22 protein-coding genes are annotated in these 26,252 nt (G+C 41.6%); 10 read left to right on the top strand and 12 right to left on the bottom strand.

Annotation, left to right across the window (positions count from 1 at the left end; translation table 11 throughout):
- Nucleotides 1-18 precede the first annotated feature (18 nt).
- A complete protein-coding gene (gene rlmB / locus VS868_RS10090; protein WP_266070228.1) occupies nt 19-756 on the top strand; it encodes a 23S rRNA (guanosine(2251)-2'-O)-methyltransferase RlmB in 738 nt (245 codons plus the stop codon).
- A 7-nt stretch (nt 757-763) separates the two neighbouring features.
- On the opposite strand, the gene VS868_RS10085 is transcribed toward rlmB, so the two are convergent.
- A complete protein-coding gene (locus VS868_RS10085) occupies nt 764-1,513 on the bottom strand; it encodes a rhomboid family intramembrane serine protease (protein WP_266070227.1) in 750 nt (249 codons plus the stop codon).
- 174 nt (nt 1,514-1,687) lie between these two features.
- Here VS868_RS10085 and VS868_RS10080 point away from each other — a divergent pair, with 174 nt between their 5' ends.
- Nucleotides 1,688-2,965, top strand: coding sequence for a replication-associated recombination protein A (locus tag VS868_RS10080; RefSeq protein ID WP_345597197.1), 1,278 nt, complete (start codon nt 1,688-1,690; stop codon nt 2,963-2,965).
- On the opposite strand, the gene VS868_RS10075 is transcribed toward VS868_RS10080, so the two are convergent.
- From VS868_RS10075 to VS868_RS10045, 7 genes are all read right to left on the bottom strand, one after another.
- On the bottom strand, nt 2,959-3,876 hold the full coding sequence (locus VS868_RS10075) for a hypothetical protein (RefSeq protein ID WP_266070225.1): 918 nt from the start codon (nt 3,874-3,876) through the stop codon (nt 2,959-2,961). The two genes, VS868_RS10080 and VS868_RS10075, sit on opposite strands and share 7 nt — an antisense overlap.
- A complete protein-coding gene (locus VS868_RS10070) occupies nt 3,873-5,264 on the bottom strand; it encodes a DUF5723 family protein (protein ID WP_266070224.1) in 1,392 nt (463 codons plus the stop codon). The genes VS868_RS10075 and VS868_RS10070 overlap by 4 nt, the downstream gene beginning before the upstream one ends.
- Nucleotides 5,264-5,770 (bottom strand): hypothetical protein, encoded by a 507-nt coding sequence (locus VS868_RS10065; RefSeq protein WP_266070223.1) that lies wholly within the window; start codon nt 5,768-5,770, stop codon nt 5,264-5,266. Before VS868_RS10065 ends, VS868_RS10070 begins: the two co-directional genes overlap by 1 nt.
- A gap of 77 nt (nt 5,771-5,847) precedes the next feature.
- Nucleotides 5,848-6,537: a YjjG family noncanonical pyrimidine nucleotidase gene (locus VS868_RS10060; protein ID WP_266070221.1), complete on the bottom strand. Its 690-nt coding sequence runs from the start codon at nt 6,535-6,537 to the stop codon at nt 5,848-5,850.
- Nucleotides 6,524-7,813 (bottom strand): polysaccharide deacetylase family protein, encoded by a 1,290-nt coding sequence (locus VS868_RS10055; RefSeq protein ID WP_345597192.1) that lies wholly within the window; start codon nt 7,811-7,813, stop codon nt 6,524-6,526. Before VS868_RS10055 ends, VS868_RS10060 begins: the two co-directional genes overlap by 14 nt.
- Nucleotides 7,814-7,822: 9 nt before the next feature.
- Nucleotides 7,823-8,524 carry a DNA repair protein RadC gene (gene radC, locus VS868_RS10050; protein WP_345597189.1) on the bottom strand — a complete coding sequence of 234 codons (702 nt, stop codon included), beginning with the start codon at nt 8,522-8,524 and terminating at the stop codon, nt 7,823-7,825.
- Between the two features lie 52 nt (nt 8,525-8,576).
- Nucleotides 8,577-9,932, bottom strand: a complete 1,356-nt coding sequence (locus VS868_RS10045) for a Mur ligase family protein (RefSeq protein ID WP_345597187.1) — start codon at nt 9,930-9,932, stop codon at nt 8,577-8,579.
- 377 nt (nt 9,933-10,309) lie between these two features.
- Between VS868_RS10045 and VS868_RS10040 the strand changes: the two genes are divergently transcribed.
- Genes VS868_RS10040 through VS868_RS10030 form a run of 3 tightly spaced genes read left to right on the top strand, consistent with a single transcriptional unit; the run spans nt 10,310 to nt 17,460 of the window.
- Nucleotides 10,310-14,794, top strand: a complete 4,485-nt coding sequence (locus VS868_RS10040) for a gliding motility-associated C-terminal domain-containing protein (protein WP_345597185.1) — start codon at nt 10,310-10,312, stop codon at nt 14,792-14,794.
- 20 nt (nt 14,795-14,814) lie between these two features.
- Entirely contained in the window at nt 14,815-15,759 is a 945-nt protein-coding gene (locus tag VS868_RS10035) for a type IX secretion system membrane protein PorP/SprF (protein ID WP_266070216.1), read from the top strand.
- 12 nt (nt 15,760-15,771) lie between these two features.
- Nucleotides 15,772-17,460, top strand: coding sequence for an OmpA family protein (locus VS868_RS10030; protein WP_345597182.1), 1,689 nt, complete (start codon nt 15,772-15,774; stop codon nt 17,458-17,460).
- Nucleotides 17,461-17,644: 184 nt separating this feature from the next.
- Here the strand turns inward: VS868_RS10030 and VS868_RS10025 are convergent, their stop codons facing one another.
- Genes VS868_RS10025 through VS868_RS10015 form a run of 3 tightly spaced genes read right to left on the bottom strand, consistent with a single transcriptional unit; the run spans nt 17,645 to nt 20,376 of the window.
- The gene (locus VS868_RS10025; RefSeq protein WP_345597180.1) at nt 17,645-18,166 is read right to left on the bottom strand and encodes a DUF4136 domain-containing protein; all 522 of its coding nucleotides are present in this window, start codon (nt 18,164-18,166) and stop codon (nt 17,645-17,647) included.
- A gap of 59 nt (nt 18,167-18,225) precedes the next feature.
- A complete protein-coding gene (gene obgE, locus VS868_RS10020) occupies nt 18,226-19,236 on the bottom strand; it encodes a GTPase ObgE (protein WP_266070212.1) in 1,011 nt (336 codons plus the stop codon).
- Between the two features lie 30 nt (nt 19,237-19,266).
- The gene (locus tag VS868_RS10015; protein ID WP_345597177.1) at nt 19,267-20,376 is read right to left on the bottom strand and encodes an adenylate kinase; all 1,110 of its coding nucleotides are present in this window, start codon (nt 20,374-20,376) and stop codon (nt 19,267-19,269) included.
- 129 nt (nt 20,377-20,505) lie between these two features.
- On the opposite strand from VS868_RS10015, the gene VS868_RS10010 reads away from it, so the two are divergent.
- From VS868_RS10010 to VS868_RS09990, 5 genes are all read left to right on the top strand, one after another.
- Complete coding sequence (locus tag VS868_RS10010) at nt 20,506-21,663, top strand: 5-(carboxyamino)imidazole ribonucleotide synthase (RefSeq protein WP_345597175.1); 1,158 nt, start codon at nt 20,506-20,508, stop codon at nt 21,661-21,663.
- Between the two features lie 51 nt (nt 21,664-21,714).
- Nucleotides 21,715-22,200 carry a 5-(carboxyamino)imidazole ribonucleotide mutase gene (gene purE, locus VS868_RS10005; protein ID WP_345597173.1) on the top strand — a complete coding sequence of 162 codons (486 nt, stop codon included), beginning with the start codon at nt 21,715-21,717 and terminating at the stop codon, nt 22,198-22,200.
- Nucleotides 22,201-22,405: 205 nt separating this feature from the next.
- On the top strand, nt 22,406-24,439 hold the full coding sequence (locus tag VS868_RS10000; RefSeq protein WP_345597171.1) for a M3 family metallopeptidase: 2,034 nt from the start codon (nt 22,406-22,408) through the stop codon (nt 24,437-24,439).
- A 93-nt stretch (nt 24,440-24,532) separates the two neighbouring features.
- Nucleotides 24,533-25,084 (top strand): sigma-70 family RNA polymerase sigma factor, encoded by a 552-nt coding sequence (locus tag VS868_RS09995; RefSeq protein ID WP_345597169.1) that lies wholly within the window; start codon nt 24,533-24,535, stop codon nt 25,082-25,084.
- A 1-nt stretch (nt 25,085) separates the two neighbouring features.
- Nucleotides 25,086-25,346: a hypothetical protein gene (locus tag VS868_RS09990; RefSeq protein ID WP_266070205.1), complete on the top strand. Its 261-nt coding sequence runs from the start codon at nt 25,086-25,088 to the stop codon at nt 25,344-25,346.
- Here VS868_RS09990 and VS868_RS09985 read toward each other — a convergent pair.
- Nucleotides 25,332-26,144 carry a hypothetical protein gene (locus VS868_RS09985; protein ID WP_266070204.1) on the bottom strand — a complete coding sequence of 271 codons (813 nt, stop codon included), beginning with the start codon at nt 26,142-26,144 and terminating at the stop codon, nt 25,332-25,334. The two genes, VS868_RS09990 and VS868_RS09985, sit on opposite strands and share 15 nt — an antisense overlap.
- Between the last annotated feature and the right edge of the window lie 108 nt (nt 26,145-26,252).

The following is a 26,252-nucleotide window of genomic DNA, read 5'->3' as shown; positions in this document are numbered from 1 at the left end:
TATCTCTATCTTTGCACCATGAAAGATACAACCACCATTTTTGGAATACGTGCCGTAATTGAAGCCATTCAGAATAATGAGACCATAGACAAGATCTTTGTTCAAAAAGGTCTTAGCGGCCAGTTATTTCAGGAATTACAGCAAAAAACTAAATCTGGCGAATACAACATTTCTTACGTCCCTGTAGAAAAGTTGAACCGACTGGTAAAAGGAAATCACCAGGGTGTTGTGGCAAAGATCTCGCCCGTTCAATTTGCCGATCTTGCTTCTGAAGTTGAAAAGGCGCTTCAACAGGAAACCGCCCCGCTCTTTCTTTTACTTGATCAGGTAGATGATGTTCGGAATTTTGGTGCGATCATTAGAACTGCCGAATGTTGTGGTGTAAACGCAATTATCATTCAGAAAAAAGGGGGCGCTCCCGTAACTGCCGATACGGTGAAGACTTCTGCCGGGGCGATCTTTAAAATTCCGCTTATCAAGGTAGATCATATCAAAGATGCCATTTTCTACATGCAGGGCTCGGGCATTAAAGTGGTAGCAGCCACAGAAAAGACCGACAAGCTGCTTTATTCCGTAGATTTTAAAGAGCCCACGGCAATGGTAATGGGAAATGAAGGCAAAGGAATTTCTGAATCTGTGCTCAAGCTGGTTGACGACAAAGCCAAACTCCCCATGCAGGGCAGTATTGGCAGCTTAAATGTTTCTGTAGCCTGTGGTGCTTTTCTTTATGAAGTGATGCGACAGAGACTGGATTAGCAAAATATTACTCTTCCTTTGGCCTGTCCTTTTCCTCTCGTTTATAATGGTAAACATATAGCGGCTCGTCCTCTCCATCGGGGTTTTCAATGAAGTTCCCGTTTTCGTCAAAATGCCGCATAAAAGGGTCTTCTTCTTCCCTATAAGTTTCTTTTTCCCATTCATATTTTGGGGCACGGGCAACATTCTGCCTGTAAATGAGTGCAAAGATCAATCCTGAAAGAAGCCCCGCCAGGTGACCTTCCCACGAAATTTTAGGATCAATTGGTGTGATGTACCATAAAAGTCCGCCGTAAAGAAAAACCACGATCAGGGAAAGAGCTACCAGTCTGAAGTATCTCGAGAAAATACCTTTAAAGAATAAAAATCCCGCCAGCACATAGATCATTCCTGAAGCCCCTATATGAAAAGCGGGCCTCCCAATAAGCCATGTAAGGAACCCCGACAGCAGGAGCCCAAAAAAGAGGATTTTCCAGCTTAATTTCCGGTAAAAGTAAAAGAGGGAAAGCGTAAGAACGAACAGCGGAACCGTATTGTGAAACAAATGCTTTATCCCACTGTGTATAAAAGGGGAAAAAATTATACCTCTAAGCCCCTCAAGGGTTCGCGGGTAAATTCCAAAGCTCGTGAAGTCCCACCCAAAGCGTATTTCCATCCAAAATACTATCCAAATAGCCAGTACAAAGATCAGGGGATAGCCCACCACCCCCGTAGTGAAAACAAATGGTTCAGAATTTGCTGATTTTTGTACTCTCATACCTTTGGCTTTGCAAAAAGTTAACCAATTAAAACTGCTGTTCAAATACCTTTCAAAAATGACATTTTTAACACACATTTTTTTGAAAAGAACCTCATGCTGCCAGTTCGTCACTAAGAAAACTTATACCGCCTGCATTTTCTGCAAGAGTACTCAATTTACTATTTTTACCTCATGAATAAACCTTTAGCCGAAAGATTACGTCCCCTAACATTAGATGATTACTTATCGCAGCAACACCTGGTGGGGCCTGATGCCGCTCTTCGCAAACAAATTAAGAGGGACATCATACCCAGCATTATTTTTTGGGGGCCTCCGGGAGTGGGTAAAACCACCCTGGCAAATATTATAGCTACCGAATCTGGCCGCCCGTTCTTTACCCTTAGTGCCATTAGCAGCGGCGTTAAAGATGTAAGGGAAGTTATAGAAAAAGCAAAAAAAAGCGACGGCCTCTTCACCACAAAAAATCCTATTCTCTTTATAGATGAAATTCACAGGTTTAGTAAATCTCAGCAGGATTCGCTTTTAGGTGCAGTAGAAAAAGGCTGGATCACCCTCATTGGAGCAACAACCGAGAACCCAAGTTTTGAAGTTATTCCCGCTTTACTCTCACGAAGCCAGGTTTACGTACTCAACTCTTTCTCAAAAGACGATCTTATTGCTTTGCTGAAAAGAGCGATATCTGAAGACGAAGTCATCTCCAAAAAACAGATTGAATTACAGGAAACAGAGGCGCTACTAAGACTTAGCGGCGGTGATGCCCGAAAGTTGCTCAACATTTTTGAACTCGTGGTTACTTCTGAAGAAAAAGACAAAGTAGTGATCACCAACGATATGGTGATGAACAAAGTTCAGCAAAACACGGTGCTTTATGACAAGACCGGGGAGCAGCACTATGATATAATTTCGGCTTTTATCAAATCGATAAGGGGTAGTGATCCCAATGCAGCTGTGTACTGGCTGGCCCGAATGATAGAAGGTGGCGAGGATGTGAAATTCATTGCCCGCCGCTTACTCATTTTGGCTTCCGAAGATATTGGCAATGCGAACCCCACGGCTTTGATCCTCGCAAATAACACTTTTCAGGCTGTTTCTACCATTGGCCACCCCGAATCCAGGATCATTTTAAGCCAGTGCTGTATTTACCTGGCCACTTCCCCAAAATCGAACGCTTCTTACATGGCTATCAACGAGGCCCAGGCGATGGTAAAAAAGACCGGGAATCTTCCTGTGCCTTTGGCCATACGAAATGCGCCCACCAAGCTCATGAAAGATTTAGGATATGGAGAAGATTATAAATACGCCCATAATTATGAAAATAATTTTGCCGCAGCCGAATTTCTTCCGAAGGAAATAAGCAATCATGCGTTCTTTCGTCCCGGGAATAATCAGCGGGAGCAGGCACAAAGGGATTTTCTGCAAAAACGCTGGAAAGGCAAATACGGTTATTGACCTTTCTGAGAATATTTTACGCTGATGAGTTGCTGGGAATTAGGATCAAGATATTCAACGACCAGGTTTCCATGGGTGTCAAAAAAGGCATTTCCGGAGATGTTTTTTGAAGAATAAAGGTAATTCTCTCCCCCACCCGATTTGAGTAAAGTTCCAAATTTACCTGGTTCTCCTTCCCTGTAAAGGTCATAACCAGCCGGTGTTTTCACCAGTTTATAGGTGATTGCACCATTTACAAACTGCAAATTCTCATTCTTCTGAACTACTTCAGGAAGTGCCGAAGATTCTTCTGTAGCTTCTTCTATTTCTTCGGAAGTTACCACAGGATCAACAACAACTTCAGAAGCCTGTTCCTGAGTATTATTAACAGCCGGTACAGGATCTATAATTACTTCGGAAGCTTCTTCCTGAATATCTTTGGCCGCGGGTACAGGATCTATTACAACTTCAGCAGGATTTTTTTCCGCAGAAGTTTCCGCAACAGCAAACCCGCTTTTTATAAGTTCTGCCCCTTCAAAAGAAGTAAAAGCTTCCCTTAAAGCTTCATGATAGGATTTTTTATAGTTCTTCTCCCTGCTCGATCCTGTTTTTGAAGTGAACACCACCTCATCATTACAGTTTTCTAAAGTGACGTAAAGCCTGGAACGAAATAGGCTCGATTCATTATGAACATTGACTTTAAGCACATCACAAAGTCCCATATTAGCCGGGATCTTCTCTTCGTAAAGTGCGTCAAAACCATATTTTTCTAACAAGAAAGCGGTAAGTGCGTTTACCTGATACTGGTTTGGATGCTTCAGGAATTCAAATTCCTGTGGTACCAGCACATATTTGTACTTATTGACATCCTGCCCAAAAGTGTTACTTGTTATTCCGAATAAAAAGACAAAAAAGAAAAAAATGGTTCTCATTCCCTGCTAAACATTAGTTGGACCCCAAGCTGCACCGAAGCATTCTGCGCCTTGGCGAGATTGGTATAATCCAGAAGATTATCTGCAGCAAGATAAACATTAAAATTGGAAAGTCTGGCAGAAAACAGGAGCCCGATATTTGAAAACGAATAGGAATCGGCTGTATAAGTAATTTTTCCTCTAAAGTTATTATTAAAGGTTTTATCGTAGTAAAGGGTGGTGGCAAAGTTGAGCCCCCGGGGCCGTTTTACAGCGAAAAACTGGGCTCCAAGATGGTTAAAATATCTTCTCCTGCCCATTGGCCTGTAGCAGTTACAGGGTTCGGCATTTTCAGAAAACCCGAAATCTACCGAGGCATTGAACTTTACAGGTCGCCATGTGGTGTAAGAATTGGTCAAGGTTTCATCTTTCAGGTTTTTATCCAGATTGTCTTCCCACTCGTCCCAATACTCACGCGTACCCGGAAAAAGCAGCTCAATCCCATCGGTTTGGTAATCTCCGTAATACCTGTAATTTTCTACATTTTTAGTTTGTCGCATAAAGCCAATATCCAGCAGGCTCGCGGTTACCCTGTATTGATCTGAAGGATACCAGGTGAAGCCGGCATCGAGGCCCAACCCAATATTACCTCCCAAAAATGCCTTTTTTAAGAAGCTTGCCATAAGTTGCCTATTGGTAGCATCAGAATCTGTAAGTTCGTCCCACCCGGCTGTGTTTATCAAGATATCGACCTGCGACATATAATGCCGGTAAAGGTTGGGGCCTTCAGGGGAAAGTTCGGTTCTAAAAATGCCGGTATTATCTACACTGTGGGCATTAAAAATTCCGGAATAAATTTTTCCGCGGAAACCGTAGTTTAAATCTTCAGAATAATAATTGGTAAAACCCAGGTGAAAAACGTTGAGCACCTCGGCAGTGAAAGCAGCATCCGAAAAATCGAAATTTCGCCCGATGTAATTTTTATTCCCTTCATAAGCCAGCACCGCAGGATCTTTGGGAAAGTACACAAAGGCATCAAATTCCTGGTAAATCCCGGCTGTATAATACCTTCTTCGCTGGTCACGCCAACCAATAGAAAAGATCTCAAGTTGCTGGTTGACTGTAAAAAAATCATTTTTGGAAAGCTTGTGCAACGTTTTTCTAATTCTGTCATTAATGGAACCTCCATCCTCCCTGAAAATGTCATACATATTCACGCCTGAAGACCCTGCAGACAAATGGATCTGTGACAAAAGCGGAAGGCCAAGATGCATATCAAAATTGGTTTCGGCTCCTGGATTTAGTAAAAGGGTTTGAGGCAAATCGTCAAAATTGTACAGCAGCTGTTTGTTTTGGGCCAATATTCCCTGAGAAAGCGTTAATATGAAGAGGAAGAAAAATACTCTCATTATTTGAATTCAAAGTAGAAAAACCCTTTTGAAGCGAGCTGCAAAGATCCTGCAACCGCCGACGGGTCATGTCTTGTTACTTCAACAGACACTTTTATACTTCTTCTTATTCTATTTATCTGGGCTTCATTAATAATTTCGGTGTAATCTACTACTGACGGTGTTTCTATACTTCCACGGGGAATTGAAACCAGGACAGTATGCTGCACCCCGTTTGCAGGGGAAAGAAATCTTATAATTGCAGTTAAGTGACTCTCAAAGGTGTTGGTGAACCTGAAGTTGAAATCGGCCCGCACCAGGTCATTTTGTATGTAGTCATCATCTAGAAAATCGAGCCTGGTTTCGTCTTTTGCTGTTACCCCGCTGCTAGAGACAACGTTGAATTCTTCATCAACAAGATCAAAGAAAATAAGATCGACGGCGGCTTCGGGTGAGAGCACAATCTCATCAGTCTGGTCAAGATCAACATCCTTAACACAGGAAGTACAGACTGTGAGGAGTGCCAAAAAGGCCATTTTTGAAAAGCAATTTCTCCAGGACATCTTCATACAGTTCTAAATCTAACGAAATTTACTTCTGCTTATTACAAATAGCGGGTTAATTCCTTCATTTCCATCACCTGATGATGATCTGTAGCATATTCAGTTTTATAGTAATTATATAGTATAGCCTGCATTCCGAAGTCTTTGGCACCTAAAATATCAGCTTCAAGATTATCACCTATCATGATACTTTCTTCCACTTTTGCTTCCGCCTTTCCTAGAGCGACTTCAAAGATTTTTGGATTGGGTTTTTTCACTCCCACATCTTCAGAAGTAGTAATGGAAGAAAAATATTTGAGGATGCCTGAACTTTCCAGTTTTTTATACTGAACTTCCTTAAACCCATTGGTGATGATGTGCAGTTTATATAGCGGGCGCAGGTAATCGAGCACTTCAACCGTGCCGGCAAGCAGGTAATTATGTTTCGGCAAATGCTCAATATAATCTATACTTAGCTGTTTTATCTGAGAATCTGTAACATTTACATTCATACCTTTAAAAGAGTCACGCAGCCGGCCATAGCGAAGATCTTCTTGTGTGACCTTGTCATCTCTATACAGCTTCCAGTAATTGGCATTTATGGGCGCATATATTGCAAGAAACTCCTCGAGCCTCACTTTTATCTGGTGCTTTTCAAAAATTGAATTAAAGGCAAGCCCCGAGTTGCGGTCAAAATCCCATAAGGTATGATCGAGATCAAAAAATATGTGACGAATGTTACTGAATTTCATTAAGCATCTTTAAAATTGAAAAATTCCTTCTTGCATTGGCATATTCGGAAAAATCTTTATTCGTAAATACGGAAATTAATTTTCCTTCAACCATAGAGATTTGTCGTTTTATTTCGAGAACCTTATACTCTATTTCATTTTCTTTTAATTTTCCGAAAGCTTCAGAATTAATGGCGTATGGATTCACCAGTAATGGCGTGGTGATTTCAAAATTGAGATCGTAGAACAAAAAAGGAGTACAGGTGCCTGCCCGTAAGCCTACAGCCTCGGGATAGCCCATGGAGAAATCTTTTTGAAATTCAAGTTCTACCATGTGGTTATAGGTATCGGGCAACAACAAATTATAATGATTGTTGATCGCACTCTCTACCGGCCTCTTAATAATATCTTCCATTCGCTTTTTTTCTTCTTTTAAAACCGCGAATTTTTGATTTGCATAATATCCCGGCTGCAGGCCAACTTCGGCATAATCGGCTACCGATTTAATGAGGCTTTGCAGCTCCAACCGATTGTGGTTGATATTCCTGTCGTAAGTAGAAAAATCGCTTACCTGAAACATGAACTTCATGGGCACCCGGTATTTTTTTAAAAACTGGATGACCTTTGTATAAATATCGTAAGGATCTTTTTTCATTTTGGTCATTACCTGCAACCGGTGCAACACGTACTTGGGCTTAAACCTAATTAGATCCAGCAACAATCCCAAAACCACTCTTACAATTCCCTTTTTTTTATAGCAGTAAGCTTCAGTGACAGCGACGATAGTTTGAGTGGTGAACTGTCTCTTCGGAAATTTTTGATTCGGAAATTTATCACTTAGAACCTGCCGAAACTTTTGCGCCCAAATATCAATGACCGGTTTTTCAAGAAAACCTTCCTGAAAAGCCAGACTTTCACTCGCCTGAAATCTACCTTCTTTGTCTTTTACATGCGGTAGATATTCTTCGTACCGGCTAAGCAGGTAAAAAGAAGCCGCAAAAATGTCAAAAGGGATCGAGCTGGTTTCTCCCACCGCAAAAAAACAGGGTACCCCATCCCATTCCTGAACCTTTACTTCAAGATCGTTCATTCCCTGCTCCAGCAAAAGATCTACATTCTGAATAAAGACCTCATTTGCCAGACTCTGCTTTCCGTAGGAGAGCTTCATGCCTTCATGGGCCACAAATTCTTCAATCTTTGATGTGAAGCCAACAGGCAAACCTAAAATTTGAGTACATACGTGTTTAAATACATAAGTAATTCTAGGTGTAATTTTTTGGGTGTATACCAGCAGCATAAATATGTATTACAACAAACCTTCATCAGCAAAGCTGAAATAGGATTTTTCGGTTATTATTAAATGATCCAGAACTTTTATATCAAGCGATTCCCCGGCTGTCTTAAATTTTTGGGTAAGTTGTTTATCTGCCGTACTTGGGTTAAGGTTGCCTGAGGGATGGTTATGCACCAGTATTGTCGCCGTGGCACCTAAATTCAGGGCCTGTTTGTAGGCCAAACGCACATCTACCAAAGTTCCCGTTATGCCACCTTTGCTTAGGGGCAACTCCTGAATGACTTTATTGGAATTATTGAGGTAGAGAATCCAGAATTCTTCATGAGGCAACTCCCCTCTCTTTGGCTGCATAAGCTCAAAAACTGAAGCACTTGAAGATATCCTTTTCTTTTCGAGAGCTTCAGAAGACCTCCGTCTTCTACCCAACTCCAGTGCAGCCACTATGGTTAAAGCTTTAGCTTCACCAATACCTTTTACTTCCATGAGCTGTTTTACTGAAAACCTTCCCAGTTCATTTAGATTATCTTCAGCTTTGAACAGAACTTTTTTACAGACTTCAACTGCCGATTCGTTTCTACTCCCCGAGCCAATGAGAATTGCCAGCAACTCGGCATCACTTAAAAACTCCCTGCCCTTTTGAAGGAGTTTCTCCCTGGGCCTGTCTCCCTCTGCCCAGTGTTTAATTGTAAAGGCTTTTGATTTCTGAGAATCCATTGGCTCAATTTCTCTAAAGATAACAAAATGAAGCTATTCCAAAAATGCCATTTTAGGATACCCAGTTCTTGATCTCATCAAAATTTAAACCTCCGTAATTACCACTACTCATTAACAAAAGCACTTTATGATCATACTGCTGTTCTTGCAAGTAATTTTTAAACTCCAGTGCATTAGTGTAAACCGTTAGATCTGTTCGGGAAAAAGCTTCAAAAATTTGTTCTTTAGAAATGGGCTCCAACTTCTTATTTTCTACCGCTTCGGGGGAAAAGAAAACCACAGCTTCATCGGCTGAATTCAGAGAAGATTCGTACTGTTTAAGAAAATTGGCATTTAGACTGCTGTAGGTGTGTAGTTCAAGACATGCAACCACCTTTCTGTCCGGATACTGTTCCTTCACAGCTTTAGTAGTTGCCATCACCTTTGAAGGACTATGTGCAAAATCTTTAAATACGACAGTGTTTTTGGTTTCTACTATCTTTTCCAACCTTTTTGAAGCGCCTTTAAAAGAAGCAATAGCTTCATAAAAGTCTTCTTCGTCTATACCCATGTGTTGACAAATCCATTTTGCACCTGCTAAATTTTGAAGGTTGTGTTCCCCAAAAACGGCAACAGGCATATCACCTTCGGGCGTATGCAAAAGTGTATTTTCATTCTCCACGTGATAATCTGGCGTTCTGTAAGAATGCTTTCTAATGGTATTTGTAGATTCTTCCACCAGTTTCTTCAGGTGTTGATCATCCTCATTGTATACCAGGATACCTCCTTTAACTATAGAATCTATGAAGATTTTGAATTGCTCCAGATACTCATCAAAAGTTGGAAATACGTTGATATGATCCCAGGCAATTCCGCTAAGTAAAGCGATGTTAGGTTTATAAAGATGAAACTTTGGACGCCTATCTATAGGAGAGGATAAGTACTCATCTCCCTCAAGCACGATAAAATCATTTTCCTGGGTTAAGTGTACCATATTCTCAAATCCTTCCAATTGAGCACCTACCATAAAATCCACATTCTTGTGATGGTAGTTCATCACATGTAGAATCATTGAGGTTATTGTAGTTTTACCATGAGAACCGCCAATAACCACTCTTGTCTTTTCTTTAGATTGTTCGAATAAAAATTCGGGATAAGAGTATATAGGAAGTTCCAGTTCTTTTGCTCTTGCCAATTCGGGATTATCTTCCCGGGCATGCATCCCGAGGATAACAGCATCGAGGTCTTTAGTGATTTTTTCGGGGAACCACCCAAATTGCTTTGGCAGCAGGCCTTTGTTGTTGAGTCGGGTTTTGGAAGGTTCATATATGACATCATCACTACCTGTGATTTTATATCCTTTTTCGTGAAGAGCAAGGGCAAGGTTATGCATGGCACTTCCCCCAATTGCTATAAAATGTAGCCGCATTATAAATTTTTGAGTAAATATAAAAGAATAGGAAGAAAGACTGCTTGTGAAGTATTGCAAAAAAAATCTCTGAAAATCTGTAACGAAAAGTGAATTCTTATGTCCAACTGTGAGTTGACTTATATGGACGAAAAACACTTTTAACTTATTAGATGTAAAAAAACTCCTAAAAAAATTTTATTAACGAAAAAGTCGTACTTTTAACCTCCCCTACCTCAGCATTATATAATAGTTTCGGCTACATTCTTTTTAAGCTTTTCCCTTAACAGGAGTTTAAGTTTTAAAATGAATGTTTCCTTTATATTTGAACCATAAACCTAAATGCAATTGATTAAATTTAACACTTAAAGCCTATGCAAATTTTTACTTTGGGTAAAATGAGAGTACCATTATTCTTTTTTGCCCTATTTTTATTTAGCGGAACCTTGTCTTCTTATGGGCAAGAAGAATGTCCCGAGCTAAGTGATTCAAATCCTGCGGATTTTTGTTACTTAGATGACATTAATGATCTTTCAGAAAGAACTGGCGCAACAAATGATGTAGTTTGGTATCGTGATTCTGCATTGACGCAACGGATTCCTTCTAATGAATTTTTAGAAGATGATACAACTTACTACGCAGGAAATGCTGACGGGAATTGCCTTAGCCCTACCCCTGTGACAGTTACAGTAGGTACAATTCCAGCTCCAGACTCTTCTTACGGATCGGTTTTTTCTCCGTATTTAGCTTCAGAGAATGATGCCCGTACAATAGAAGATCTAATCGAGATCATTTCTCCTAATGCTGGAGGTGAAATTATTGTTTACCAAACTGAATTCGGAACAGCAACCTATGCCAATTCAGATGAATTAGTTGATGGAAATTCTTACTTTGTGGGTCAAACATCGCCGAATAGTTCATGCAACTATTCATATAGATTAGCAATTAGATATAGCCCAGATGTTGCACCTGCCCCTATAGCAGAAGATCAAGAATTGTGTCAAGGAGCTACTGTAAGCGATTTGCAAGCTACTGGAACCAGCGAGGATACCCAAGCATTTAGATGGTACAGTACTGCTACAAGCAATCCGGCCTTGGCAGATAATGAGTTATTAGTACCAGGTACTTATTACGTTAGTCAAATTGTTAATGATGAAGGAAATCCTTCCCCTCCGGTAGAGAGCCAAGCCCGAACTGCTGTTAATGTAGAGCTCCAAAGCATAGAAGCTGGAGAGCAAGTAGGAGACGGCATCTATTGCCAGTCGGACATTGACAGTCGTCTTGCGACTACTGCTCCACAACAATTGGTTAGAGAACTCTTTACAGAGCAACTTGAAGCTGGCGTACCAACTGATGGAACTTTTGCAGATTCAAGTATCAACGAAGTTATTTCCCAATATCAAAATGGAGTTAGAAATTTTTCAACAACTTATACCGTTTCAACTGAACTAGGATGTGAAGATAGCGTAGTGTTATCTTTTACAATTGAGGAAGATTTTTATGCTGGCGAAGACAATACCACTACCGTTTTATGTAGTTCGGAATTGCCACCAACTCTTGATGAAGAAACTACTGAAAACTTTCTTCGCAGTTTACTTAGTGAAGATGCTGATGCAAATGGTACTTTCTCTGCACAAACTATCGCTGAGATAACAGCTGCTTTCAATAGCGGAGACGGAACAGGAACTTTCAGCACTATATATAGTGGAGGCACAGGTGAATGTGCAGACTCAGCAGAAATTTCTGTAACAGTTCTTGAAAGCGGAAATGCAGGTGATGATGCTGATCTGACTTTTTGTCAATCAGAGGTAGAATCTCTAGTTAATGACTTTTTTACTAATCCGACTCAGGATCCTAATGTCTTTTTTGCGCAATGGATTGGAGACAGGGATACTAATGGTACCTTTAGTGGAGATCCTTTAGCATCAATCATTTCCCAGTATCAAAATGAAAGCTGGCCAATAGAGGTTTCAACCACATATACTATTGGAGAAGGAACAGAATGTGAAAATACTGCAGTAATTTCCCTAACAGTGATTGAAAGTGAAACTGTTGAGGACAACACAGCTACCATCTGTAATGCTGATGTACCTGTATTGTTTCAGCAGATCCCTGAAGATGTACGTGCATATTATATAGACTTGGCTGGTGGTGTCGAAGGAGGAATCTTCGAACCTTCAATTAATGAACTAATAGCACAGTATCGTCAAAATAACATAGGTGACTTTACTACTACATATACAGTGGAAGAAGGAACTGCTTGTGAAAATTCAGCTGTTTTAACTGTAACAATCTCCAATGAGTTACTAGCTAATGCAGGTGACGACAGAACCCTCACTTTCTGTACAACAGAAGACCCCCAAGATCTCGCTGATTTCATATCAACTGGAGCAATGGAAGACGGAACCTTTTCAGGTGACCTTAGCCAAACTTTTGATCCTGCAACAGTAGGAGCAGGTACTTATAATGTAGTCTATACCGTGGACGATTCCTCGGCCTGTGTTATTACAGGGGATCAGGACACTGCTGATTTTACCATTACTATAACTGAAGGAAACATAGTTACAGACAATTCAGCTACTATTTGTATATCAGATGTCCCTCTACTCTTTCGGCAAATTCCTAGAGATGTGCGAGCTTACTATGTTGCCTTAGCAGGTGGCACTGAAGGTGGTACTTTTGAACCTTCAATTGAGGAACTGATTAACCAGTACAGAGAAAATAATGTAGGAGATTTTAGAACCGTATATACTGTTAATGAAGGTACAGCCTGCGAAGATACTGCAGAATTAATTGTTACAGTTATTGATGAGCAACCTGCAAACGCAGGAGACCTCCAAAACCAGGTCGTCTGTTCTACTGATGGTATGATCGATCTTAGTGACTACTTAGCAGGATCTGGAGCTACTATGGGAGGAACTTTCTCAGGAACCGGTGTATCTAACGGAATGTTTGATCCTTCAACAGGAATCGACACCTATACGATCACTTATTCAGTAGATGATACCGCTAATTGTGTGACTCAAGGAACCGAAGACTCTGAAACTTTTACAATCCAGGTATTAGAAGGAATCGAGATCGAAGAAAATATTATTTCTGAAACCTTATGTATAACAGATGTACCAACCGATTTTGATGCTGCCGACCTTGAAACATATTACCTGGGACTTTTAGGCGATTTACCAGTAACAGGTACTTTTAGCCCTTCTTTGGATGCATTATTTGCAGATTTTCAGGCTAACCCAATTGGAACTTTCTCTACTACTTATTCAGTAGGAAGTGAAGTATGTGGAGATTCCGTAGAAGTCTCTGTTACCATAAATCCTTTAGAGGATGCAGAAGCTGGAGACATCCAAAATCAAGTGGTTTGCTTCACAGAGGGGTTGATCGATCTTAGCGATTACTTAGCTGGATCTGGCGCAACAACGGGAGGAACTTTCTCAGGAACCGGTGTATCTAACGGAATGTTTGATCCTTCAACAGGAATTGACACCTATACGATCACTTATTCAGTAGATGATACTGCTGACTGTGTAACTCCAGGAACTCAGGATTCTGAAACTTTTACCATTCAGGTGGTAGAGGGTGTTGATGCCGGTGCTGATAACTCTACTATTCTATGTAATTCTGAAGTAAGAAACTTGTCCTCTTCAGAAGTTAGAGCTCTCTACTTGGGCCTTCTTGAGGACGGAATAGACAGAACTGGAAGTTTTAGCCCAACAATTCAGCAACTTATTGATCAATACCGTTTCCAAAGCAAATTTGGAGACTTCACTACTACTTACACAGTAGGAACCGGGCAGTGTACAGATTCTGCCGTACTTACTGTTACTGTTCTTGAAAACCCTTACGCCGGACAAAATGCTACTGTAAATCTTGAAGAAGATGCAACAGAAACAGTAGACCTTTTTGCCGAACTTGGAGGAACACCTGAAACTGGTGGAACCTGGACTTTTGATGGTGACGAAGTTGATGCAACTTTTGATCCTGCAACCGATGCAGAAGGCGTATATACTTATACTGTAACTAGCGACAACGGATGTTCTGCTTCAGCTACAGTGACTGTAATTGTTGGAACTCAAGAACCAGAATGTAACGGAGAAAACACTCCAGCCGCCCCAACAGTGACTCCATTTGATGGTTGCGCTGCCAGCAATGCGACTGTAGCCGATCTTGAAATTTCTGGTGAAGCCGACGCAGTGTTTACTGTTTATTCTGATGAAACACTTCAAACAGAGGTAGATGCTACACAAGTGCTTACTGCAAAAACATACTATGTTACACAAACAAACACTACTGGTTGTGTATCTGATGCTACTGCCGTAACTGTAACTTTAAATGATGTAGACGCACCATCTTTGGTAACTGAACCAGAACAACTATGCGCCGGTCAGGATTTGACAGTAGGTGATCTTGAAGGTAGCGTTATTGCTAACGGAGATCTTGTATGGTACACTACCGCTACAGGTTCAGAAACTGTATCTCCATCCACTCCGCTGCAAAACGGCACAACTTTATTCGCCGCTGCCGTTGATGCAACTACTGGATGCGAAAGTTCTACAAGAACTCCTGTACAGGTAAATCTATCCAATTGCGAGATTGTTATTCCTGAAATATTCTCTCCAAACGGTGATGCCATTAATGACAGGTTTGTAATTCAGAACATTTCTTCGGAATATCCAAATCACATGATGGAGATCTACAATAGATGGGGTGAGCCTGTATATAAAGGCCAGGTTGGAAAATCTCAGGGATGGGATGGCACTTCTTCGGAAGGATCATTCGGAAGCGGAGTACTTCCAGTAGGAGTTTACTTCTATATCCTAAACTATAACGACGGACAGACCGCTCCTATTCAAGGTAGAGTGTACTTAAGCAGATAATTTTGAAATATTCGAAACAAATGAGAAATTCTTTTATAAAAATTTTTACAGTTGTTTGCATTGCCCTTTTTTCACTAAAGGGTAATGCACAACAAGATCCCATGTATACCCAGTATATGTATAACATGAGCGTGATAAATCCTGCTTATGCATTAGATGACCTGGGAATGCTAAACGTTGGTGGCGTTTACAGAAACCAATGGGCCGGAATGGACGGAGCTCCTGAAACTGCCAATTTCTTTGCCCACACCGGGCTTAGCGAAAGGATTGAAGCAGGTATCTCCATAGTCCACGACGAGATTGGAGATATTGTTAAAGAAAACAACCTTTATGCCGATGTGGCTTATGTCCTTCCGGTATCAGAAACTTCAAAATTATCTTTTGGGGTGAAAGCAGGGGTTACTTTCTTTGACGCAAACCTCACTGCTCTTGAAACCGGGAATAACGAACAGGTTGATCCTGCCGCTCAAAACGTTAGTGAAGCATTTCCAAACTTTGGTGTTGGTGCTTACTGGTTTGGTGATAAATACTATGTAGGTCTATCGGCTCCAAACCTTTTCACATCAAAACACCTTGAAAACGAAACAGGACTGGCTCGTTTGGGAGAGGAAAATATCCATTACTTCCTTACCGGGGGGTATGTATTCGACCTTAACCAAAACCTAAAGCTTAAACCGGCCTTTATGGCCCGTGCAGTAGAAGGAGCTCCTCTTTCTGTTGACATTACAGCAAACGTGCTTCTTTACAACCGTTTTGAAGCAGGTGTAGCTTACCGTTTTGATGAAACAGTAAGTGGATTGGTGAACTTTAGAGTTACTCCTGAACTTAGAATAGGTTACGCCTACGACTATACAACAGGAAACCTAAGTGACTTTAATGATGGCACACATGAAATCATGGTACTTTTTGACCTTGACCTCCTTGGCCTTTCAAAAGGTTACAACGTATCCCCAAGATTCTTCTAAAACCTAAGAAACATGAAAAAACTTTATACCACACTTTTAGCTGTCCTTATTGGATTCTCGGCCGTGGCCCAGAGTTCTCAGATAAAGAAAGCTAACCGTTTATTTAACCAGAGAGCCTATATGGACGCTTCTGAAGAATTCCGGTTAGTTCAGGATAAGGATCAGGAAGTCCTTCAGAAATTAGGAGACTCCTATTTCTATACAAACAGAATGGGTAATGCGGCCGAAACTTACCGCAGCCTTTTTCTGAAGTACAACGACGGTAGCGTTGCACCCGAATATTCTTTCAGGTTTGCGCATTCACTACGTGCTACAGGACAGGACGAAGAAGCCGACAAATACTTTAGCCAGTACTACAACAGTACGGTAGATTTTGAAGAGTGGACTGCAAAGCTTGATACTGCTGTATCTCATACCTACACTACAAACCAGGTAATGCAGAATGCAGCTTCTTCAGACTTCGGAATTACCTTTATGGGTGACCGTATCGTTTTTGCTTCTACCCGCAATCAGGATCGTCCTATTTACGCATGGAACAAGAAACCTTATCTTGACCTTTACGTAGCCGATATTGATGATGAAGGTAACCTTAGCAACATCGCGTTGTTCAACGACAAGATTAATACCGACACTCACGAAAGTTCAGCTGCTTTTTCTACCGATGGAAAAACCATGTACTTTGACCGTACTAACTCAAGAAGGGTTAAGGTTGACTGGGCCGAAGTACCTGTAGCTACAATTAGAATCTACCGTGCCGAGCTTGTTGATGGCGAGTGGACAAACATTGAAGCTTTGCCTTTCACCAGCGACCAGTATTCTGTAGAGCACCCAACTTTAAGTGAAGACGGTTCTACCCTGTATTTCGCAAGTGATATGCCAGGATCTATGGGATCATTTGACATCTACAGCGTAGCTGTTAATGAAGACGGAACATTTGGAGAACCAGTAAACCTGGGGCCAAATGTAAACACTGCTCACCGCGAGCAGTTCCCTTACATTGCTAATGACGGAACACTTTATTTCACTTCTGATGGTCATATGGGTTACGGAAACCTTGATGTATTTAAAAGTGAACAAACAAATGGAACTTTTGGAGAGGCTCAAAACCTTGGAAATTCTCTAAACAGTGAATTTGATGACTTTGCTTTTGTACTTAAAGAAGGAGAAGAAAAAGGATATCTTGCTTCCAACAGAAGAGGGTCTGATAACCTTTACGCTTTCACCAGAGAAGATTACACACCTCCAATCCTTCCAAAAGATGAAATGGAGATCAATCCTGAAACCGGAAGAAGACAAATCGCAGGAGTTGGAAACATCTACTTTGATTTCGATAAAGCAACCATCAAACCTGAGTCTGAACCTACTCTTAACCGCGTAGCTGAGATCATGGAGAACTATCCAATGCTTAAAATCGAAATTGGATCTCATGCCGATGCCCGTGGATCTGATAAATACAACATGGATCTTTCTCAGCGTCGTGCTGAATCTACTCTCGAGTATCTAGTGTCTCAGGGAATAAGCCGTGATAGGTTAGTGCCAAAAGGATATGGTGAAGAAGTACCATTGAATGACTGTACAAGACCTAATATGTGTACTGCTGCTGAATATGCCCGCAATAGACGAAGTGAATTCACTGAAATTACAGGAAGTACTCCTTACCTGCAAGATCAGCCTGAAGCAGCCGATGACGACCAAAACTAGGCTACAATTAACTAACCAGCCAAAAAGAAGGGCCCCGAGAAATCGGGGCCTTTTTTATTCTGAAAGGATATATACAAAACTTTCTATTGAATAAATATCTATAGAATTAGAAAATATATTTATTCCAAATGCTTCATGGCATTAACCCGAAGAAATTTTACTCCCAAAAAAAATGAGTCCAAAATCACCTTTTTGGAGGGTAACCTTCTAAAGCTTCTTCCACTATTTTATCAAACTGTTTTTGTCTTTGTACAGGGCTCCAGTTGGGATTAAATTTGCTGTTAACAACAGCTTGCCAAACCAGTTCGTCCCGTTCAACGTCTATAAGATCAAAAGTAAGCTGAAGGAAACTCTCAGGGCCTCCTAATGGTATACCCCCGCTCACTCCTACCCCCACCTTCCCACCGGTACCACCTATTCCCACCCCAAGACGGTTACGGCTGGGCTCCTGGTATTGTTCGGTATAGACGTTTAGGAATAGATCGGGAGTTGTCGAAGCAAATAAATCCCTCTCCTGTAAAGCCCTTTCCATGCTATTTAGCAGCCGGTCTTCATCTAACTCACTTAGACCCGAAAGCACTTCCGGATAGATGCTTATACTATTGTAAGTGGAAAAGTTTGTCTGCTCATCGTAGTCAAAAGCCGCCCGTGGTCCTCCACAGCCGCTCATAATGAAGCATAAACAACATATTTTTAATAGTCTCATACTGGTGTTTTCCTTAAAATTAAAGAAAACACCACTGAAAACTAAGACATTAACAGGAATTAAACAGACTCCTCTTTATTCAGCATTTCCCAAAGCTTATCTTTAAGCTGGGTCAAACCTTGCTGCGCTACAGATGATATGAAGATATACGGCGCATTGAGTTCGCGGTCAAGTTGCGTGGTCATTTCAGCCTTTAATTCGGCATCAAGCATATCGCTTTTTGAAATGGCTACCAAACGGTCTTTATCAAGAAGTTCAGGATTGTAGCGTCTTAGCTCATCTACCAGGATCTCGTACTGCTCCTTTATATCCTTTGCATCGGCAGGAATTAAAAACAAAAGGGTTGAGTTACGCTCAATATGCCTTAAGAACCTGTGCCCAATACCCTTTCCTTCAGCTGCCCCTTCAATAATTCCGGGAATATCGGCCACCACAAAGGTTTTAAAGTCACGATATTCAACAATTCCCAAATTGGGCTTTAGCGTAGTAAACTCGTAATCGGCTATTTTTGGCTTGGCTGCTGTGATCACCGAAAGTAAAGTGGACTTTCCGGCGTTGGGAAAACCTACAAGACCAACATCAGCAAGGATCTTTAGCTCAAGGGTTATATCCTCTTCCTCACCGGGAATTCCAGGCTGCGCATATCGCGGGGTTTGATTGGTTGAAGATTTAAAATGCCAGTTACCCAGTCCTCCTTTTCCGCCTTCAGCAACAATGATCTCCTGCCCATCTTCCGTTATCTCGTGAAGAATATTTTGGGTTTCGGTATCACGAATAACCGTTCCTAGCGGCACTTCAATGATCTCATCCTGCCCATCGGCACCGGTGCTTCGCTGTTTACTTCCGTGTTCGCCGTGCCCGGCTTTAACGTGCCTCTTAAATTTGAGGTGAAAAAGCGTCCAAAGGTTTTTGTTCCCTCTTAGGATCACATGGCCTCCACGGCCTCCATCCCCTCCATCGGGCCCGCCTTTTGCAACGTACTTTTCACGGTGCAGGTGAGCCGATCCTTTACCTCCATTACCCGAGGATACGTGTATCTTAACGTAATCAACAAAATTCCCTTCAGTCATCCTTTATCATCTTTACACCTGTGGTATTTCTTATACCAGCTGGTCAATAGCTTCTTTTAAACGCGCAGTGATCTCCTGAATTGAGCCTACTCCGTTTATGCCAAAATATTTATCCTGCTTCAAATAGAATTGTTTCAGGATCGCAGTTTCTTCGTAATAAACTTTTATCCTTTTGCGAATAACAAGTTCATTAGCGTCATCTGGTCGTCCCGAAGTTTTCCCCCGCTCAAGCAAACGCTCCACCAGGATCTCGTCATCTACTTCCAAAGCGATCATGGCACTAACCTGGGTTCCCTCTTCCTGAAGAAATTCTTCAAGAGCTTCGGCCTGTGCAACCGTACGTGGAAATCCGTCGAAAATGAAGCCATTCCCTTCGGTTGACTGTCTTACTTCAGCCTTCAGCATATCTATGGTAATGCTATCGGGCACCAGTTGGCCTTTATCCATATAGGCTTTTGCAAGCTTACCAAGTTCAGTTTCATTTTTAATGTTGTACCTAAAGACATCGCCTGTAGAAATGTGTTTAAGGTTGTAATGATCTTTAAGGACAGCTGCCTGGGTTCCTTTACCTGCACCAGGAGGCCCAAACAAAACAATGTTTGTCATTTTACTGTTTTTAAGTTTATAGACCTGGGTGAGATTCCTGCCCAGCCCATCATAATCAAGACCATATCCTACTATAAAATCATTCGGAATTTCCATCCCCACGTAATCTATGGGAAGGCTTTTCTTGTAGGATGCCGGCTTGTAAAATAAAGTTGCAATTTTATATAGGTTCACTTCTTCGCTCTTAAGAATCCAGTCGAGGCTCTCAAGAGTATTTCCAGTGTCCACAATATCCTCTATCACCACTACATTACGACCTTTCAAAGAACTGGTAAGCCCCATTAAAAACTCTACATTACCTGTGGTTCCCGTACCTTCATAAGAACTTAGCTTCACAAAGTTCACTTCACAGTCGCCCTTAAATCTCTTAATAACTTCGGCCGCAAAAAGAAAAGCCCCGTTTAAAACCCCCAGAAAAACTGGTGTTTTATTTTCAAAATCGGCATTTATCTGCGCAGCCACTTTTTCTATACCGACGTTGATTTCGGCTTCAGAAATAAAAGGAGTAAATTTTAGATCGTGTAGTTGTACCAAAACAAAAATATTTTTGGGAAGCAAAGATACATATTCCAATCAACTCATGATGCCAAACCCTGCGCATTTATAACTGAATCTTGCGGCATTTCAGATTTTTAAAATTATTTTTGCTAAAACACCTCATTAATGATCAATTATTTTTCTTCAGATTTCACCCTCGGAATACTTGGTGGAGGCCAGCTTGGAAAAATGCTCCTTTACGAAACCCGAAAGTTTGACATTCGCACCATTGTACTCGATCCTAATGCCGAAGCGCCCTGCAGGATTGCCTGTGATGAATTTACCCGCGGCGATCTCATGGATTTTGACACTGTAGTGAACTTCGGAAGAAAAGCAGATGTGCTCACCTTTGAGATTGAAGCAGTCAATGTAGAAGCTCTTGAAAAATTAGAGTCTGAAGGAATAAAAGTCTATCCTTCATCCAATACCTTGAAGAAGATTCAGGACAAAGGAGTACAAAAGGATTTCTTTACCAGCTACGAAATCCCTACTGCCCGTTACCAAAAATACCCCTCAAAAATGGCATTTTTGGAAGGTCTTCAAAAAGGGGAAATCTCCCTGCCTCTTGTGTGGAAAAGTACAACGGGAGGTTATGATGGCAAAGGTGTTGCCGTGGTCAAGAACCTCCAAACAGCCGAAGATTTACCCGAAACTGCCTGTATTGCTGAAGACCTCATCCCTTTTAAGAACGAACTTGCAGTAATTGTGGCCCGTAACCCATCGGGAGAGGTAAAGACTTACCCTGTGGTTGAGATGGAATTTCATCCCGAAGCCAACCAGGTAGAATATGTGATTTGCCCGGCCCGGATTGATGCCACGGTAGCCGAAAAAGCGAGAAAAGTTGCCGAAAAAGTTTCGAGGGCCTATGAACACATTGGTTTACTGGCGGTTGAAATGTTCCAGACAGAAGAAGACGGGATCCTGGTTAACGAAGTTGCGCCCCGGCCTCACAACAGCGGCCACTACAGCATAGAAGCAGCATTCACCAACCAGTTTGAGCAGCATTTGAGAGCCATTCTAGATCTTCCTTTGGGAGATACCGAAAGTAAGGCCGGCGGCGTAATGGTGAACCTGGTAGGCGAAGAAGGTTTTTCGGGAAATGTGGTTTACGAGAACATCTCCGAAATCATGAAACTAAAAGGGGTCACTCCTCATATCTACGGAAAAAAAATTACCCGCCCTTTCAGAAAAATGGGTCATGTTACCATAGTAAATGCCGATCTTTCTAAAGCTAGACAAATTGCTGAAGAGGTCAAAAATAAAATTAGAGTAATTAGCGAATAACAAAACAGACCTCACAGGTTTTTGAAACCTGTGAGGTCTAAAATTTATTATATGAGCAAAGTAGGAATTATTATGGGCAGCACCAGCGATATGCCGGTAATGCAGGAAGCAATAGATATATTAAAATCCTTTGATGTAGAAGTTGAAGTAGATATAGTTTCTGCTCACCGTACCCCCGACAAACTTTTCGATTATGGGAAAAATGCTCATACCCGCGGCATAAATGTAATTATTGCAGGTGCCGGTGGTGCTGCACACCTTCCGGGAATGATTGCATCTCTTTCCCCCCTGCCGGTTATTGGGGTGCCGGTAAAATCGAGTAATTCTATTGATGGCTGGGATTCTGTATTGTCTATTCTCCAAATGCCGGGAGGAGTTCCGGTAGCCACTGTAGCCCTCAACGGAGCCAAAAATGCAGGTATCCTGGCAGCACAAATTCTTGGCAGCTCAAACCAGGACGTGCTTCAAAAAATCGTAGATTACAAAGAAGACCTTAAAAAGAAAGTTATTGAGGGCGCAAAAAGCATTAAAAAATAAAAGCCACGCTTTCACGTGGCTTTAAAGTAGCATTCGTTGTTTTAATAGTATTTATTAACCATTCTAAATATATTAATCAAAAACCTAAAAGCTACTGACTTTAGTAATTTGGGAAATGTGAAGTAAAGAATAATTTTAGAATTTTCCGAACTTTTCCAAAAAATTTCGTTAAAACGCATTCTATTAAGCCAATTATTCAAGCTATATGACAGAAAGAAATCCACTCCTGGAAAAATTCGATACCGCTCCTTTTATGAAAATAAAAACCGGGCACTACAAACCGGCCATAGAAGAAGCTATCAGGCGGGCGCAACAGGATATTGAGCAAATCACTGCTTCAAGTGCAGCCCCTACTTTTGAAAACACCGTAGAAGCCCTTGAGTTTGCAGGAGAAGAACTTGACAGAATTACCAGCATCTTCTTCAATATTAACTCAGCCGAGACAAATGAAGAAATTCAGAAACTGGCCCAGGAAATATCCCCGGTATTAACCGACTTCAAAAATGACATTATCCAGGATCCGGTACTTTTTCAAAAAGTAAAAGCGGTTTATGAAAACAAAGACAGCCTCAACCTCAGCATTGAACAAAGTACCCTGCTGGACAAGAAGTACAAGATGTTTAAACGCAACGGTGCGAACCTTGATGCCGGGCAAAAGCAGGAGCTACGAGAACTGGATAAAAAACTGGCTTCTTTAAGCCTCAACTTTGGAGAAAACGTGCTGGCCGAAACTAACAGGTACGAACTCCATATCACTCGCGAAGAAGATCTTGAAGGCCTGCCCAAAGGTGCCCGTACCGCAGCAAAGATGCTGGCAAAAGAAAAGAACAAAGAAGGATGGATCTTTAACCTTCATTACCCCAGCTACATCCCGTTTATGAAATATGCCAAAAGCAGAGCGCTGCGCAAAGAACTTGCCATTGCTTTTGGAGCTAAGGGTTTTCACGGAGACGAACTTGACAATAGGGAGAATGTGCTGCAAATTGTAAAACTGCGGCATAAAAAGGCGAATCTTTTGGGTTATCCAACCTATGCGCATTTCAAACTGGAAGAACGCATGGCCGAAACTCCAGAAAAAGTAAATTCCTTCATGGAAGAACTTTTGGAAAAAGCCAAACCGGCAGCCGAAAAGGAATTTCATGAACTTGAGAGTTTTGCGCAGGACCTTGACCAGATCGACCGACTCGAAAAATGGGATGCGGCCTATTATTCAGAAAAACTGAAGCAAAAACTTTTTGACCTCGACGATGAACAGCTCAAGCCTTATTTTGAGCTCAACAACGTCATCAAAGGTGTCTTTATCGTAGCCGAAAAACTTTATGGTCTCAATTTCCAACAGGTCTTTGAGGCAGAAACCTATCATCCTGAGGTGCAAACCTACCTCGTTACTGACGAAGAAGGTAAGGAAATTGCCCTTTTTTACGCCGATTTCCATCCGCGGGAAGGCAAGCGTGGTGGCGCATGGATGACATCTTACAAATCTCAATATCGCCAAAAAGGTAAAAATGAGCGCCCACATATTTCTATAGTCTGCAATTTCACAAAACCTACAGATGAAGAGCCATCTCTGCTCACGTTCAACGAGGTTACTACCCTCTTCCATGAATTTGGTCACGCCCTTCACGGCATGTTGGCCGATACAATTTATCCAAGTATTTCGGGCACTAACGTTTTCTGGGATTTTGTCGAACTTCCAAGCCAGGTACTCGAAAACTGGTGCTATGAGAAAGATGCGTTGAAACTTTTCGCCACCCATTACGAGACCGGCGAAGTGATCCCCGATGATCTTATTCAAAAGATCAAAGATTCGGCTACCTTCCATGAAGGCATGGCCACTTTAAGACAGCTTAGTTTTGGAATTCTTGACATGAGCTGGCACAGCAAAGATCCTTCAGGCATTGATGATGTTAAAGCCCATGAAGAAAAAGCCTTTGAGACTACACAGCTTTATCCTGAAGTGAAAGAGAACTGCATGAGCACTTCGTTTTCACATATCTTCCAGGGAGGCTATGCTGCCGGTTACTATTCCTATAAATGGGCAGAAGTACTGGACGCCGATGCTTTTGAATTCTTTACTGAAAATGGCATTTTTGACAGGGAAACTGCCAATAAATTTAGGAAAACCATACTTTCACAGGGAGGCACCGAGCATCCGTTGACCTTGTACAAACGCTTCCGGGGAAAAGAAGCTGCTCCTGAAGCCTTGTTGCGCAGAGCAGGATTGATTCCGAAGAAATAAGACAACATTTACTACAAGTTAAGCAGAAGGTTTGGCGAATGCACAAAAGCATTAACCAAATCTTTTGCTATTTTTGAGAGAGACCGGCCAACTATGGAAGCAAACAGCATTAATCCAGAAAAATGGGTAGACAGGTATGCAGATTACCTGTTCAACTACACCATTGTGCGCGTAAATGACCGGGAAATGGCTAACGATCTTGTTTCTGAAACCTTCCTGGCCGGGCTCAACTCCATGAAAAATTTTAAGGGAGAAGCTTCGGAAAGAACCTGGTTAATTTCAATTTTAAAACGAAAGATCATTGACCATTACCGCCGGAACAATTCCCAAAAAGGACAGGCCGAAGTTAAAATGCAATTCCGCGACAGCGACAATGAAGGTGACTGGCTGGAAGAGAGGGTAGCCGACCTTTCTCACATGACAGCCGAAGACGAGATGGAAAACCACGAACTGGGGCTTGCCATTCTGGATTGTGTTGACCAGCTCAATGAAAAACAGGCAGCCATTTTTAAAATGAAGACCATTGATGGTGTAGATACCGAAACCATTTGTAATGAATTTGAAATTAGTCCGTCTAACCTTTGGGTGATTATTCACAGGGCCAGAACTTCTCTGGCTAAATGCCTGGAGAAAAATTGGTTTTAGCATGAAGAGATTACATTTTATGAAACTTAGCTGCGCCGAAGCAGAAAAAGTTTGCACAAAGGCCGAATATAAAGAGGCCGGTTTTATAGAAAAGTTAAGACTGAAGCTCCACCTCTACTTTTGCCGAACCTGTAATGATTACTTCCACAATAACCAGAAACTAAGTGCTCTTCTGAAAAAAGCTGATATTAAAACCTGCTCTTCACAGGAAAAGGAAGTTTTCAGAAATAAGATCAAAAACGGAACTTCAAAAGACTTTTAACATTAAAAGAATCACCAGCCATAAGATGGGAATTGCTTCCACCCAAAAAGCGGTAAAGTAGCGGCTTCGGTGTTCTTTACTGGCCATTACAAAAAAGGCAGTTAGAAGACACATTACAACCAAAGCATTAAAAGAGGCCTGTGACCCTGAAGTTTTTAAAAGTTCTGTCACAATTACCACCCCCAGTAGCAGCAGGCCCACGATTTTAGTCCTGGTAACCCCTATTCGCTGCGGAAGGGTTCCCAACTGCTCCAGGTCGTACTTTAAGTCCCTTATCTCGAACGGCAGGATCCAGACCAGCACCAACAAAAACCGCTGAAACATTTCGAGAAACAGGTCTCCAAAAATGGCATTTTTGACACCTATTCCGGGAAGCACTACGGTCACCCCGGCCCACACAATACCAATAATGAATATCTTAATGCCCGAGATGCTTCTCAAATTTCTTCTTTTGCTGAAGACAGGCAGGGCATAAAGCGCAGTTAGGGATCCAAAAAAGGCACTTAGCAGCAGGATTTTGAAATCAATAAAAAAAGAAGAAATGAGCAACCCGGTAAAGCAAAAAAGAGAAAATATCTGAATGTTTTTGAGTCCGCGGGTGAGTGTTCGGTGATGCAGGCCGGCTACTGCGGCATACTTCACAAAATTGTATCCTGTTACCACTGCAAAAAAGATAAAAACCAGCAGGCCAGGGTCAATTTGCCCTCCAAAATGCAGCACAGTTACAAGGCAAAGCGAAACCACCGCTAAAGCCACGTGAATACTGCTATTAATATAGAAATCAAATATTTTTTTCACAACTGTAAAGGCAACAGGCCAGAGCTTAAAAACTTTACCAATCTTGCTGTTTTAAATCACTAAAAATTAGGTTGAAAATGCTTATTTTCGCCCTTCAAAACACAACTT

It is taken from the genome of Salinimicrobium sp. 3283s, from assembly GCF_039602225.1.
Taxonomy (GTDB): Bacteria; Bacteroidota; Bacteroidia; order Flavobacteriales; family Flavobacteriaceae; genus Salinimicrobium; species Salinimicrobium profundisediminis.
The sequence above is the reverse complement of the archived record's forward strand: the minus strand, read 5'-3'. Positions and strand labels throughout refer to the sequence as shown.